At 65.3% G+C, this 14,667-nt stretch carries 11 protein-coding genes; 7 read left to right on the forward strand and 4 right to left on the reverse strand.

Annotation, left to right across the window (positions count from 1 at the left end):
* Window positions 1-272 precede the first annotated feature (272 nt).
* Both rox and ACTOQ3_RS25350 read right to left on the reverse strand, forming a co-directional pair.
* Window positions 273-1,817: a rifampin monooxygenase gene (gene rox / locus ACTOQ3_RS25345; protein ID WP_440085847.1), complete on the reverse strand. Its 1,545-nt coding sequence runs from the start codon at window positions 1,815-1,817 to the stop codon at window positions 273-275.
* A gap of 490 nt (window positions 1,818-2,307) precedes the next feature.
* The gene (locus tag ACTOQ3_RS25350; RefSeq protein WP_440085848.1) at window positions 2,308-2,670 is read right to left on the reverse strand and encodes an ester cyclase; all 363 of its coding nucleotides are present in this window, start codon (window positions 2,668-2,670) and stop codon (window positions 2,308-2,310) included.
* Window positions 2,671-2,847: 177 nt separating this feature from the next.
* Between ACTOQ3_RS25350 and ACTOQ3_RS25355 the strand changes: the two genes are divergently transcribed.
* Window positions 2,848-3,420 carry a TetR family transcriptional regulator gene (locus ACTOQ3_RS25355; RefSeq protein WP_440085849.1) on the forward strand — a complete coding sequence of 191 codons (573 nt, stop codon included), beginning with the start codon at window positions 2,848-2,850 and terminating at the stop codon, window positions 3,418-3,420.
* A gap of 217 nt (window positions 3,421-3,637) precedes the next feature.
* Here the strand turns inward: ACTOQ3_RS25355 and ACTOQ3_RS25360 are convergent, their stop codons facing one another.
* Window positions 3,638-4,438 (reverse strand): hypothetical protein, encoded by an 801-nt coding sequence (locus ACTOQ3_RS25360; protein WP_440085850.1) that lies wholly within the window; start codon window positions 4,436-4,438, stop codon window positions 3,638-3,640.
* A 234-nt stretch (window positions 4,439-4,672) separates the two neighbouring features.
* Here ACTOQ3_RS25360 and ACTOQ3_RS25365 point away from each other — a divergent pair, with 234 nt between their 5' ends.
* From ACTOQ3_RS25365 to ACTOQ3_RS25385, 5 genes are all read left to right on the forward strand, one after another.
* Window positions 4,673-5,008 carry a hypothetical protein gene (locus tag ACTOQ3_RS25365; RefSeq protein ID WP_440085851.1) on the forward strand — a complete coding sequence of 112 codons (336 nt, stop codon included), beginning with the start codon at window positions 4,673-4,675 and terminating at the stop codon, window positions 5,006-5,008.
* Window positions 5,009-5,770: 762 nt separating this feature from the next.
* The gene (locus ACTOQ3_RS25370) at window positions 5,771-7,027 is read left to right on the forward strand and encodes a DNRLRE domain-containing protein (protein WP_440085852.1); all 1,257 of its coding nucleotides are present in this window, start codon (window positions 5,771-5,773) and stop codon (window positions 7,025-7,027) included.
* 43 nt (window positions 7,028-7,070) lie between these two features.
* Window positions 7,071-7,898, forward strand: a complete 828-nt coding sequence (locus ACTOQ3_RS25375; protein WP_440085853.1) for an IS5 family transposase — start codon at window positions 7,071-7,073, stop codon at window positions 7,896-7,898.
* Window positions 7,899-7,965: 67 nt separating this feature from the next.
* The gene (locus ACTOQ3_RS25380; RefSeq protein WP_440085854.1) at window positions 7,966-8,334 is read left to right on the forward strand and encodes a hypothetical protein; all 369 of its coding nucleotides are present in this window, start codon (window positions 7,966-7,968) and stop codon (window positions 8,332-8,334) included.
* 43 nt (window positions 8,335-8,377) lie between these two features.
* On the forward strand, window positions 8,378-8,566 hold the full coding sequence (locus ACTOQ3_RS25385; protein WP_440085855.1) for a hypothetical protein: 189 nt from the start codon (window positions 8,378-8,380) through the stop codon (window positions 8,564-8,566).
* Between the two features lie 321 nt (window positions 8,567-8,887).
* On the opposite strand, the gene ACTOQ3_RS25390 is transcribed toward ACTOQ3_RS25385, so the two are convergent.
* Window positions 8,888-9,847, reverse strand: a complete 960-nt coding sequence (locus ACTOQ3_RS25390; RefSeq protein ID WP_440085856.1) for an alpha/beta hydrolase — start codon at window positions 9,845-9,847, stop codon at window positions 8,888-8,890.
* Between the two features lie 785 nt (window positions 9,848-10,632).
* On the opposite strand from ACTOQ3_RS25390, the gene ACTOQ3_RS25395 reads away from it, so the two are divergent.
* Window positions 10,633-14,667: a DNRLRE domain-containing protein gene (locus tag ACTOQ3_RS25395; RefSeq protein WP_440085857.1), complete on the forward strand. Its 4,035-nt coding sequence runs from the start codon at window positions 10,633-10,635 to the stop codon at window positions 14,665-14,667.

The following is a 14,667-nucleotide window of genomic DNA, read 5'->3' on the forward strand; positions in this document are numbered from 1 at the left end:
CCGGCCTGGCCCTGGGCGGCGCCGGTACCACCTGGGGCATCGGCGCCTGGTGGGCCACCACCTCCCTGGTGCGCCGCTACCCCGTCCTCCGCTGACCACCCCCACCCACAGGCGAAAGGCCCGCTCCCTCCGCACGGGGAGTGGGCCTTTCCACGTCCCGAACACGGAATCTCCCGGCGTCTCACCCGACACCGCACCGCTTCGCGGTCGCTTACGAGGAGGACGCGGGTCACTTCCCGGCTCCGGTTCCCGCTCGGGTCGCTCAGGCGAAATCAGTCGGCGGGCTTGCCGAACCAGTGGGAGAGGTGGCGGTCCAGGTCCTGCTGATCGTCGCCGATCCAGGCGACGTGGCCGTCGGGGCGGAGCAGGACGCACGGAACATCCAGTACCGCGGTGGGATCCGCGAGGTAATCGACCCGGTCGGACCAGCCGCCGGCGGTCAGGCGTTCGGTGCGGTCCAGCAGCAGGCCGCGGCCGCGATGCAGCAGCCCGTAGAGGTGGCCCTGTTTCACGTCGATGTCGCGCAGGCGGCGGCCGAGCAGGTCGGGGCCTTCGCCGAAGTCGTAGCGGATGCCGATCGCGGTGATCTTCTCGATCAGATGGCGGTTCACCTCGTCGAAGTCCATCAGTTCGGTGAGCAGCCTGCGCACGGCCTGCGGGCCCGGTCCGGCGGACAGCAGTTCCCCCTGGGCGCGGGTGTTGTCCAGCACGTCCTCGGCGACCGGATGACGTTCGGCCTGGTAGGTGTCCAGCAGTGTTTCCGGGGCCCAGCCGCAAATCTGCGCGGCCAGTTTCCAGCCGAGGTTGAATGCGTCCTGAATGCCCAGGTTGAGGCCCTGACCGCCGATGGGTGGATGGATGTGCGCCGCATCGCCGGCCAGCAGCACCCGTCCGACCCGATAACGTTCGGCCAGCCGGGTGGCATCCCCGAAGCGGGACAACCAGCGCGGGGAGTGCACGCCGAAATCGGTTCCGGCGATGGTGCGCAGCTGGTGTTTGAAATCCTCGAGGGTGGGCGGTTCCGCGCGGTCGCCGACTCCCGCGGCGGGGACCACGACGCTGTAGACGGCTTCGCCGAAGGGCCGGAGCCAGAATGGCTGACGGGTCTCGCTGATCTCGGCCACCTTGGCGGCGATCTCCTCCCGCGGTACACCCACCTCCATCTCGCCCATCAGCGTCTCGGTCCGCGAGGGCTCGCCGGGGAAGCCGACGCCGAGCAGTTTGCGCACCGTACTGCGCCCGCCGTCACAGCCGATGAGATAGCGCGAACGCAGCCGCTCCCCGTCGGCCAGTTCGACGGTCACGCCCTCGTCGTCCTGCTCGAAATCGACCACCGCACAACCGCGCCGGACCTGCGCACCCAGTTCGATCACATGCTCCTCGAGTAGACGTTCGATGACCGGCTGCGGGATGCCCAGCAGATAGGCGTGCGCGGAATCCAGGCCCTTGGGCGCGGGTTTGGGGATGGCGGCGAAGAAACCGCCGGCCGGACGCCGTCTTCCGTGTTCGAGAATGCGATCCAGCAGTCCGCGCATCGCCATCAGCTCGAGACTGCGGACATGCAGACCGACTATGCGGACGAACGACTTGGGCTCGGTCTCCTTTTCCAGAACGAGTACCCGCACGTCGTGCAGCCGCAGTTCGGCGGCCAGTATCGCACCGGTCGGCCCGCACCCGGCAATGATCACGTCGAACGTGAGGGGCGCGCGATCGGCGCCGGAGGCCGGCGACCGGAGTCCGGGGACGTCGCCCACGGTGAAGCCGCGCTCGACCGTACCGTTCGACGACGGCTCGGTGGTGAACTGCTGAGAGTCCATAGGTGTTGCCTTTCGGGAGTGCCTTGTTGGCGAGGCGCTCCCGGCGACACCTACGTCGATCGCCCGACCGTGAAGGAAAGGGGGAGCACCCACATCGATACAGCGTTCATGGGTCTCACCTCCTCGGGCGGTGTCACGGCCAGCTGCAAGTTACAAGCCCGAGCATCACCCCGTCCAATCCTTTTCCAGCCATGTGATCACGACTCCGAACGGGCCCGTGCGGTTGCCGAGCGAATCCGGCGTGGTGGCCCGGCTGGTCCCGGTCGACGGTCTGATCCCGGCCGCCCCCCGAGACGGACCGGATCTCGGCAGGCGCTGCCCTGATGAGGTGCGCTCGTGGCCGGCGGCCGGCCGCGACAGCGGCCTTCGGCCTCCGCCGCGGCGATCTCCTCGGCGGTAAGCCCGTCTCGTCACCGCTGACCGTTCTGAGGCGGTGGCGTCGGCGCGGTGGGGCTGGTCCGCCGGAGGACCTGGCGAGACCACGGGGGCCTCAGCGTCGTGGATCCGGGCCCTCGGTGATGCCCCAGGTCTCCGCGAGCCGGCCGTTGTCGATGCGGAAGATTTCGATGAGCACGGGCCGGACGTCGCTACCCGGGGTCGCCATCCCCTCAACGGATGAGCGGACGGCAACCTTGTCGCCGTCGATCAGGATGTCGTCGGCGACAACGCGCATGGCCGGGAACCGGGCAACGACCTGGCCCCAGGCGTCCCTGCCCGCTTCGAACCCGATGGCGCCAAGCGGGTGGTTGAGGAAGTCGGGGGTGAACAGGTCGGCGGCCTGGTCGAACTGCCGGGTGTTGAAGCATTCCTGCATCCGCAGCACCAGGGCGCCGGCTTCCTCGCGTGTGGTCATTGAAGGGGCCTCCTCGTGTTCGGCGGGGCCTGCTCATGGTGAAATGACGCGGACTCATAAACGGGGCTTTGCCCCGTTTACATGAGGCAGCATACGGGGCGACGCCCCGGTTAAGCTAGGGGTGAGATGTCCAGCCGAACGCCTGAACGAACTCCAGCCGAGCCACCGACGGCTCCCGTGAACGACCGGGAGCTACGGGCTGACGCGCGCCGCAATCGTGAGCGGGTACTGCGGACCGCGCAGCAGTCGTTCGCCTCGCAAGGCCTCGGCATCTCGCTCGACGAGATCGCCCGCCGCGCGGGTGTCGGTCCAGGCACCGTCCACCGACACTTCCCCACCAAGGAAGCGCTCTATCTCGCCGTCGCGATCGACCAGATCAGGCAGTTGGTCATCGAGGGAGAAACGCTCACCGGCACCGACGATCCGGCCGCCCTGTTCACGCTGCTGTCCCGGATGATGGCCTCGGGCGCCGAGAACGCAGCGGTGAAGAGCGCGCTCACGGCCGCCGAGTTCGACCTTCGCAACGCCGCTCCGGACGCCGCTGCCGACCTCACGCACCAGGTCGCACGCTTGCTCGATCGCGCCCATCGCGCAGGGGTCGTACGCCACGATGTGACAGTCGACGAGGTGATGGCAATCGTCGCCGGCGCCTTCGCCGCGATCCGGCACGCCGACGCGGACACCAGCCGTGAACGCTCCGCGCACATCGCCCAGATCATCCTCGACGGACTACGGCCCCAGCGCCGATAACAGGAGGGCCCCCAGGCATCAAGCGCTCGGGCTCGACACGCCAGTGGGACGCCGCCTGGCCAGGGGCGGTGCGTTCCTGGAGCGGATCAGCCTGGACGCTCTGGCGTCGGCCGAACGCTGGCGCGACCTCCCGGCGCTGCGAACTGAGCTCTATCGGCCATCGGGCGGTTGCCGGCCTAGGTGCGGCGCGCTTGGAGGGCCGGGGTGCGAGTTCATGTCATGAGAGCGTCAGGATCGGCCGGATGGAGCAGGTGTCGATGCTGTCTTCGCCCTCCGGGCCGTAGACGAGCTCCGCCATGTTCGGGTTGCGGTTCGCGGTGGCGAGGGGCAGCCAGCCGAGCAGGTAGCCGTAGCCGCCGCAGACCGATTCTCCGCCGTCTCCGCCGTGAACGGCGGAGGGGTCGGTGCTCAGCTCGGCGCGGTAGGTGTCGTAGGCGATGCGCAGGCCGAAGGCGTTGAGCTGTTGGTGCGGTCCGTCGTGGGGGCCATAGGGGATTCGGTCGAGGGGGCATTCGTCGCCCCAGCGGAACAGGGTGTCCGTACCCGCGCCGCAGGCATGCTCCCACTCGTCCGGGCTCGGCATCCGCAGGCCGCGCTCGGCAAGGATGGCGGGCATGTCGGCGGGGAACTCCTCCAGGGGTTCGTCTTCGACGGCCATGAGGACGGTGGGCACGATCGCTGTCCGGCGAGGGCTCAGCATGTGGGTGAGGTAAGCGCGGAGATTCTCTCCATGGCCGAACCCGTCGGACAGGCTCTCTGCGTAGTCCGCTTCCTGCTCGGGCGTCGGCTGCCAGGCGTTCGGGTCGAATCCGAGCCTGACCGTGCCGCCCGGGATCAGAGCGAACTCCTGGCCATCCCTTTCAACAAGGACACGGTGGAACTCGCCCCCGAGGTGCTCGACCGTTTCGACGCGGGACACCCGTCCTGCCACCAGGCCGGCTGCTTCCTGCGCGATCCTTCGTACCGTGGCCTCGTCGACGGTCCGCCAATGGTCGAGGCTGAGGTCAGCAAGAGACATGGCGCATAGTGTTGCATAGCGGGCCGACATAACCCGTAGTGACCGCACGCGGTCCGCCACCGCTCGGCGTACAACGTGCGCTCGAATTCATCTGACATCGCCAGATATCAGAATCCAAGCACAGGTTTTACTTTTGATATCGCGGTCCTGGACCACGCTTAGCCCGGCGAATTCACTTCTGATATCGCAAGAGCACGTCGGGGCGGCGGCACCGGACGGTACCCGGAGTGAGGCATGGGCCTGCTCCAGAACGCGAGGGCCGGCTGCCGGCACGATCGCCACGTCGGCCCCGCCCAGTGTCTTGATCGCGGCGAACGGGTCGGTGGTGGCGGCGTTGACGGTGTGGGCGGCGCCGAGCCGCCGGGTCAGGCGGAGCAGGCCGCCACCGAGCTGGTGTCCAAGGGGCAAGGGCTGCGCGAATGGCTTGCCGACCTCGGCGACCACTCCCGGGCCCTGTCGGCCGCGGCGTTCGACACGCGGATCAAGAACCCCTGGATTCCCGGATCGGCCCGGCGCGGCTTCGAGAAGAGCCTGCGCGGGCACGGCTTCGCGATCCTGGGGTCCCGGTAGTAATCGCGGAAAATCCAACGAACCTACCTCTGGCTTGCTCTGATGTGATGGCGCCGCAGGGCTGGTGTGCTGGTCGGTGGATACGGCGGGCCGGTCTGAGGATGCCGCCGACCTGGCCTGAACGCTTCACACCGACGATGGTCAGCGATATCCGTTGGATTTTCCGCGATTACTACCGGGACCCCCGACCGCGCCGACCGCGCCGACATATCAAGCGCATTTCTTCACGGAGCGCCCCTTACCCGTTACTGGAAATGATCTTTGCTTTTGCGCTTGCATCGTGTGATGATCAATTTGTTTTCATACGCATGTTCGAAAGGTTGTGAGTGAACAGACGTCGATCAGCGTCCGGCTTAGCCGTCCGGACGCGCCGCTGTGCTGCCCTGATCGTGGCCCTGACGCTGCCGCTTTCGCTCCTAAGTGCACCTGCGGCCGCCCAGGACCCCACACCATCCCCCACCTCCACGTCATCGACGACGACTCAACTGACCGACCCTGGGCTTAAAACCGCCTGGGAGAAGGCGGCCACGTCCGGCAAGCCTGTTGAGGTGCCCTCGCGGTTCACTGAGACCATGAGGGTCTGGGCGACTCCGAACGGTAAGAACCTGCGGGCCGAGCTGTACACGCCCCGTCCAGCTGAAGAACCCGGCCAGCGGCACCTGGGAGCCCATCGATACCCGCATCGACACCCGCGACGGCAAGCTCCAGGCCGCGCGCGTCAAAAGCCCGCTGACCTTCGGCGGACGCGGTAGCAAACACCTGGTGTCGGCGGACGGCGAGCAGGGCAAGATCGGCCTGAAGGCCGCCCGGGCGCTGCCGGAGCCGAAGATCTCCGGCAGCACGGTCACCTACCCCGATGCCGTCGCGCCGGGAGCGGACCTGGTCGTGCAGGCCCAAGCCGACGGGTTCATCTCCCAGGTGGTCTTCCGCCAGCGCCCGACCGGCCCGGTGACCGTGCGGCTACCCCTCACTCTGCCCAAGGGCACCACGTTCGGCACGACCTCCGACGGGCTGCCGCAACTCAAGGACGCCAAGGGCAAGGCGGCGGCGGCGCCGATCGTGCTGACCGCCATGGACGCCAAGGTGGAGGCCTCCCCTGACGAGGGCAGGACCTCGCCGGTCGACGCGCGCGTGGAGACCTCCGGCACGACGTCGGAGCTGGTGTTCACCCCGGACGAGAAGTTCCTGGCCGATACCGCGGTGACCTACCCGGTGACGATCGCCGCGGCTTCCGAATGGTTCGGCGGCGGAGAACCCGATGATGCCTGGGTCAGTAAGAACAGCCCCAGTACTAACAACGCCGCGGCCGGCTGGCTGCGTGTGGGCACCACGTCCACCAGCGCCGACATCGCCCGGGTGTATCTGAAGTTCGACACCGACGACCCCGCGCTCGAAGGCGCCACCGTGGTGGATGCGGACCTGTGGGTGTGGAACTACAAGTCCGGCGGCCCCGGCGGCCAGCTGTGCGGCAACAACCTCGGGTCGATCGCGGCGGCCCAGGTCACCTCCGCCTGGACCCTCGACGGCGCCACGAACAACTTGAGCTGGTCCAGGCAGCCCTCGTTCTCCAGCACCCTGCAAGGCGCGAACGCGGCCGGCTACAACTATGAGGCCGACCCTGCCAGCTGGTGCGCAAAAGAGGAGCAGCTGGTGCACCGGGTCACCGGCATGGCCCGTGCCTGGATCGAGCAGGGCATGGCTAACCACGGGGTGATGCTACGAGCCGTCAGCGAGAGCGCCACGATCAATTGGCGCCAGTACTACTCCAGCGAACACAGCGGCGACCCCTACCCGGGCTACCGCCACGCCCCCACCCTCATGATCGAATACACACCCGCGCCAAAGCGGATCACTATGCACCCCAGTGTTGAAGAGGACATTGTCACCTCGGAGGTGCTGGAACAGTACACAGGAGATCTCACTAGCACACCGCAGGCGGCACCTGCTCGCAGCTGGTCTGAGAGTGCGTTACGCGAGCCCTTGTCCATGATGTCACTATGTGATCGCGTGGATTTGTAGCGTTACTGCCAGTCGGCGGGTCCAGTTGTGCTGGGATGGCGCGGTGACTGAGCGCAAGCCGTACCCGAGCGACTTGACCGACGCGCAGTGGGCGTTGATCGAGCCGGTCCTCACGGCATGGAAGGCCGCGCACCCGTCGGTCAGCGGCCACGAAGGCAACTATGCGCTGCGGGAGATCGTCAACGCGATCCGCTACCAGGGGCGAACCGGCGTCCAATGGGACTATCTTCCCCATGACCTGCCGCCCAAGGGCGCGACGTACTACTTCGCCAAATGGCGCGATGACGGCACCGACAAGACGATCCACGACCTGCTGCGCTGGCATCTGCGTGAGCAGAAGAAGCGATTAGTCGACCCGAGCCTGGTCGTGCTGGACACCCAAAGCGTCCACGTCGCGGCCGGGGTCCCCGCGGAAACGACCGGAAGGGATGCCGCGAAACGGGTGCCGGGCAGAAAGCGGGGCCTGGCCGTAGACGTGCTGGGGCTGGTCATCGCGGTCGTCGTGCTCGCGGCCTCAGCTCACGAGAACACGGCCGGGATCGCCCTGCTGGACCGGGTCGCCGCCGTCACCGAGGGAACCGTGACCAAGGCGCTGGCCGACCAGGGATTCAAGAACGTGGTCGTCGCTCATGGCGCCGGCCTGGGGATCGCCGTGGACATCGTCGGACGCAACCCCGCCGACAAAGGCTTCGTGCCCCAGCCGAAACGATGGGTCGTCGAGCAAACGTACGGGATCTTGATGTTCCACCGGCGGCTGGTCCGCGACTATGAACATCTCCCGTCGAGTTCCGAATCACGGGTGTACTGGGCGATGACGGACGTGATGTCCCGGCGTCTGACCCCCGCGGCTCCCTCCTGGCGGTGGACATGACCAGGCCCGATGCCCGCCCGATCCCGGAACCTGGCTCCTGGACCGGCTGGATGCCCGCGAACAGGCCTTGACCGGCCAGATCGAGCAGGCCCAGGCCGAAATCGACTCCCTGACCGGGCGGTTGGGCGAACTCAGCCAGGCGGTCGAGGACCTGCGGATCAGCCGCAAGACCCTCCTGTCCCTCGCCGAAGCCGACCCCGCCCTGGTTGAACCGGATGCGCCACTGGTCGGCTTCGATCATCCCGACTACCAGCAGATCCTCACCGTCTTCAGCGAGACCGGCGGCTCTCTGCGCGCCCGTGACCTGGCTCTGGCGATGGATCTGCCGCTGACGCCCAACGGCATCCAAAACGTCCGTGCCAAGCTCAAACGCCTGACCAGCCGCGACATCCTGATCGAAACCGAGCCCGGCTTGTTCACCCACCCGCGCCCGTAGACCGAACGGTGACTCGCCGACCAGCAGATCTCATCCACCACACGTGATCCTCATCGCAGACGGGTACATCAAGAAGTACGCCGAGGCCATCCTCGATCTGCTACCCCAGTGGGTCGAATGGTGCATCGAATGCACCGGCCTGACCGGCGAACTCGCAGAGCGAGCCCGCCAAGCAGCCGCGAACAACCGGTGGGACGGATCCGACAGCATGGACTTGCGCCGCAACGAATAGTCGAACGGCTTCCGAAGTGCGGGCTGCGGGCCACGCTGGAAGCGCCGACTCGTGCAGGCGGCGGCAAAACCACAGGTCAGTTGATAGGGCCCCTGGAGCCGTGCCAACGCATGCAAGGCTACAGACTCGGCGCCGCGGCGGCGCCGAGTCGGTTGCAGGTCCGGGCACGGCCGCCGCGCGAGCGCGATTTCCTGCTCTCCCACGCAGGTCGGCGCGCACCAGAAGCTCAGTACTGGCGCAATGGGCAGTTGTGCCCAGATCGTCCCCACGGCACCCGCCGGCGTTTTGGCAGGCAAAGGGGACCGCCGCCCGCCGCCAGGCTCAGAGTCGTCGGCGGTGCCGGTCCAGGAAGTCACGGACCGCGGCGGCGAGCTCGGCGTCCTCGGGGCTGGTGCCGCCGAAGCCGCCGTGTGGCATGGCCTCGAAGACGTGCAGTTCGGCTTCGACGCCGGCCCACAGCAGCTTGCGGTGCATGCGGACAGTGTTGGACAGGAACAGGTCCCGGGTGCCGGATTGCAGGAAGGTGGGCGGGAAGCCGGACAGGTCGGCGAACAATGGGGACAGGTAGGGGTGGGAAAGGTCGTACCCGTTCGCGTAGAGCTCGTTCACCTCCCGCAGGCTTGACAGGACGTTGTCGATGCCGGCGTTGGTGTGGAAGCTGTCGCCGGACTCGGTGAGGTCGACCTCCGGTGTCCGTAGTACCAGCGCCGCTGGCATCGGAAGCCCTTCGTCCTTGGCCCGCACCAGTAGTGCGGCGGCGAGGTTGCCGCCGGCTGAGGCGCCGCCGACAAAGACGTCGGCGGGATCGCGGACCTTCAGCAAGGCCTGGTAGACGGCGAGGCAGTCATCGAGCGCAGCGGGATAGAGATGCAGTGGCGGCATCCGGTAGTCGATGCTCCAGGTGGTCATCCCGGTGTTCAGCGCGGTTTCGGCGCAGCTGTGAGCGCACAGATCGCCGCCGCCGTAGAGGAGGGCGCCGCCGTGGATGTCAAGGTAGATCGGCCCTTTGTCGGTGGCCGTGTCGCCCTCGGCACGCAGGACGTAGGTGTGGACGCCGGCGACCTGTGTGTCCTGGGCGGCGACCGGCGACGGAAGGGCTCGGTCTGCGAGCCAGGCGCGGATGTAGCCGTCGGTTCGCTCGACCAGGCGCAGCCAGCCGTCGGTGTCTTCCCGTTCGGGAAGAGAGGGCGCCTGCGTCGGAGGCGGCTGCGTCAGGAATTCGCGGGCTGCCTTGCTGAGGTGTGCGGGGATCGGCAGCGGGGGATGAGAGGGGGGGTTCATGGGGGTGTCTCCTTCGATTGCTGATCAAGGCGGAAGCCGGCTTGTTCTGTCTCCTGCTGAAGCCGATCGCCACGTCAAGCTCGCCGTGAAACGGTTTCACGCCTCTCCCTGATCTCGAGGGCGTCTCCAGTGATCGCGGGTTTCGCGTGAGCGGGGAGCAGGTCTGGACGATCGCTGCACAGCTCGATGATCGCGAACGGGATCCCCCCGCACATCCGACCATGGGCCCACAGCGGTACTGGCCGATAGTCGGAGAACGAGACCGCACTTTCGCCGCGCTCGACGGTGAATTGTGATATGGCGCCGGACCCGCACAATCACGCGGGCGATTCCGGTGCGAGTCGCACACGGGCAGCGGAGTGTCCCGCACGTTCGCCATATGGTGACCCGCAGGTCACTCGGTGTGCCGCTCGAATATTGAGTTTCGTGGTCTGAGCTGCTGTTACGCGGCGTGGTGGTACTCGCTGATCGTGCCTGCGACGGCTGGTTTCGGCGGATGGAGCGGGAGAACCCGACCTGGGGCCGCAGGAGGATCCAAGGCGTGCCTTGAGCGGCCGGCGGGTGCAGGGCGGCCCTGGGCGGAACATCTGCGCCAAGCTCAAACGCCTGGCCGGCCGCGGCATCCTCGTCGAGACCGAGCCGGGATTGTTCACCCAGCCTCGCCCATAGCCCGAGCAGCGAGCCTTCGACCGGCCGATCTACCCCAACCCCACCGGCAAAAAGGGACATTAGCTCGCGAAACGCACTCTGAGACTCAAGAGGAGCATCGAGCTAGCAACGAGTCGATGGGGCGTAACCCGGACTCTTTCTTTACCCCGCCGGACAACATACCGCCCGAGCAGATCGTCTCCGAGTTGAATCCCGATGCCGATGAGGGCACGGATGTACCGGCCGAAGAGACGGTCATTGGCCATTGGTCCTTCGATGAAGGCACAGGTCAAGTTGCTAAGGATTCTTCCGATTTTGAAAACAACGCGACCTTGAATAGTGCCACGACGTGGACTCAAGGCAAGTCTGGAAGCGCGATCACCCGCACTTCCAGCGCGCCCTCTGCGTCGACGCCCGCGGGTGCCTCCCGTACTACTGCCTCGCAGGAGGCTAAAAGGCAGGAAAAGCCAGTGGAGGTCGCTGGCGAAACCTCCGAGACGCGCATTACTTACGCGCTTCCCAATGGCTCTTACAAGACCGAGATTGCCACAGGGCCGGTCCGAACCCGTCAAAATGACGCGTGGGTACCGATCGACACCACGCTGATCGCACAGGGCGGGAGACTAAAGCCCAAGGCCGTCTCAGGTGGTGTCACCCTAGAAGTTTCCTCGGGCGGTAGTGACGCCTTCGTGAAGATATCTGCCGATGGGCGGTCCTACGCGTTGCGTTGGCCCACACCCTTGCCCAAACCAACGGTGAAGGGAAGTGTCGCCACTTACACCGACGCCGGCGGCATCGGGGCTGACCTAGTGGTGACAGCGTTGCCGACCGGGTTTCGGCACGACGTGGTGCTGCGTCGGCGGCCCGCCAAACCGCTGGAGCTGCGGATTGGTGTGGAAGATGGTGGGTTGACCCTGGCCGAAGGTAAGGGTGGTCAGCTGCTGCTGAAGGACAAGGGCAACAAGATCGTCTCCATGGTGCCGCAGCCGATCATGTGGGATGGCAGCGCCAAGGGGCGGCTCCCGCTGGCCAAACGCGCGAAGGTCGCCGCTGACGTGGTGACTAATGGAGGACGTAGCGAACTGGTCTTGAAACCAGACCACGCGTTCCTGACTGACCCGAGCACCACTTATCCGGTACGGGTGGATCCGACGGTCACGCTGCCTCTGGACTCCGATGTTGAGGTCACCACGTACGACACGGTGGACTTACCTGCCTACCCAGACAACACGTACCTGATGGCTGGCACCATGACGGGCGGGTTCAAGTCGCGGGTGCACCTGCGGTTCGACACCGCAAACCTGCAGGGCAGTACGGTGACTGACGCCAGATTGTCGATGAACACCATCGACGCCCAAAATTGCGGCCCTACGGTCGGCAACGGCGTCCAGGTCGCCCGCTTGACCGGTGCCTGGAACCCGGACAATCTTTACTGGGCCAACAAGCCCGCCTTCACCACCGAGGACGCGTCGTCCAACACCAAGGGTGTCACTTCCGACTGTGATGTCTGGCCCGACAGCATGGAGTGGAACGTCACTGGCATTGCCCAGGATTGGGCCGCTGGCGCCGCCGACCATGGCCTGGTGTTGAAGTCACCCGGCGAGGCCAACGTCGACAACTACCGGACGTTCACCGCTTCGGAGGACACCGACTTCAACATCCCGCCGAAGCTGACCATCACTACCAGCGGCTCCTCCTCGGCGCCAACGATCAGCGGCTTAACCATCACCCCGGCTCAGACCGTGGGCGGCACCATGGTGACCAGCTCCCTCACGCCGCAACTGGCCGCCACCGTCGCCGATGTCATCGGCGGCAACCTGACCGGCGAATTCGAAATCGAGCACGACCCCGCCGCGACCAGCCAGGGCACCGGCCAGATCTGGGTCGGTGCCTCACCCGCGGTCACCTCCAGCAGCCAGGCAACTGTCAGCGTCCCAGCCGGGAAGCTCACTGATGGATGGAAAATCCGCTGGCGTGCTCGTGCCGTCAACGCCGCCGCGGCCACGAGTTCGACATGGTCGAACTGGCTGGCCGTTACGGTGGATATGCCCGACCCGAACGGGCAACCGACGGTATCCACTCTTCAGGTCGACCCGTCCCAGCAGGTGAACGGTCAAACCATGACTGGGAGTCTCACACCGGCGCTACTGGCCCAGGTCACCGATCCAACTGGTCAGCCGCTGCGTGTGGAGTATGCGGTCGAGCACGACCCGGCCGCGACCGGGCAGGGCACCGGCCAGATCTGGGCTGGCGCGCTGGACAACGCCGCCTCCGGCTCCCAAGCCAAAGTCACGGTCCCAGAAGGAAGCCTCCAGGACGGCTGGAAGGTGCGCTGGCGCGCCCGCGCGCTCAATACCACCACTGGTGTCGGCTCCGAATGGTCGGCGTGGCAGGGGTTTCAGATAGCCGTCGAACTAGTTGGTGATGCGCTGGCCCATACGGCCAGAGCTGTGATTCCCACCGACGCGAGCTTCGCCGTCGCTGCATGGCTACGCTGGGAAAATAAGGACGGCGCTTACACCATCGTTGAGCAGAAGGGACTTCACCAGGCCCCCTTCCATCTTGGTAACACGCCAGGGCATGGACTGGTATTCACCTTCACCAGTGCCGACTCCTCTGAAGCCACGACCGAAGGTGTGCGGTCGCAGGTCGAGCCCCCCGTCAACGAGTGGTTCCACCTCACAGGCGTCTACGACGCCACCTTGAAGAAGGCGACGCTGTACCTCAACGGCGCTGAGATCAAATCGGAGACGATCGGCTTCCCTGCATGGCGTGCCACCGGCCTCACCACCCTCGGCACCCAGATGAGCGGCGCCCTAGACGATATCCACGTCTACGACAAGGCTCTCACCGCGCAAGAAGCCGCCGTCATCGCCGGCGCGACCACGGTGCCCGCCGTACCTTCTGCGACCAAGCCCTCTGCAACCGAGGCCAAGCGCGCGACCGCTGCGGTTGTCGATCCTGTTTATCACCGGATTGAGCCTGAGGACTGCATCCGGGAGAACTCTAGCTTTTACTACCCCCCGACTAGCCGGGTACCTGCAAGAAACGAGAAGGGATGGACGCAAGGCCCTCACGACTGGTGTGTCAGCCAGAAGCCGAAATTCACTGTGGAGATCAGGACAAGGCTCGGATGGCAAGTCACCGATGAGGCGGACTTTGTCCTGATGACCATCGGACGTACCTTCAATGACTCTCGCACGGCCGAACTCGACGTCATTGCTCTCTCCATGAATGATCAGGTCAAGGGTGCCGCTTTTAAAGATCAGGTGTTCTCGCTCGGCCTTATCGTCCAACCGTCTCCGAGCGGTTCCTGTCGACAAGTGGTCGACGCCAATTATCCCCAAGGTTTCGCCGGAAACAGGCATTACTGGAACAGTAGTAGAAGAGTAACGTTCAAGATCGAATCGCCGGAGACAGGGTGGCAAGGAGGCGGTGACGCACTGCTTTCAGAGTGCAACGTCCAATTGTCCCTCACGGCTCCCCATATGCCGGGTCTGATGTACAAGAACCGTACGGCGAAAGGGCTCATCCGATGCGATTCTGCGAAGGAGAATCGCTACTTCCCGCGCGGATGCATCTTCGACCATAAGATGCGGGCTCTGGAACTCAAGGAAGTAACCTTCCCTAATGCTTACGCTCACATCTCGAAGGCTTATCTGACCCCTAACATCACGACGCCGTCCACTAGCACCACGGATAGGAGAATGTGGCCGAAGCACATGAATTTTGGAGAGGCCAAAAAATTTCCCGGCTTCAGCACGGTCACTCCATTAACCCGCCTGAAAGACGGGAAACGGCGAGGTAGAAATTACTATCGCTCCTTCAGAATCTGCGCTGCAGATTTTGACAACAACAATCCCAGTATCACCTGGAATGGCGGCAGTGCTCCCTGGAATACCGGTCAGAAGGAATGCGACGAATTTCCCTTCCAGAGCACCTATCAAGGTTCCTGGGTCAGTTGGCAAGAGAACAAGCCGAACGACAAGGGTAAACCTTACATGTCCGAAGTCACCGTCTCAGTTTCCCTGATTCCCAAACAGGAAAACACGGACTGGGGGGCAATGTATAACATCGCAGGGCTCGGCCGATTCTATATGAACGACAGAATCCTGCATGGTGAAGACTTCATTCTCCATCTCTACAACGCCAACGGCGAGCGTATTAATTAG

The sequence above is a fragment of the Streptosporangium sp. LJ11 genome, assembly GCF_051918945.1.
Taxonomy (GTDB): domain Bacteria; phylum Actinomycetota; class Actinomycetes; order Streptosporangiales; family Streptosporangiaceae; genus Streptosporangium.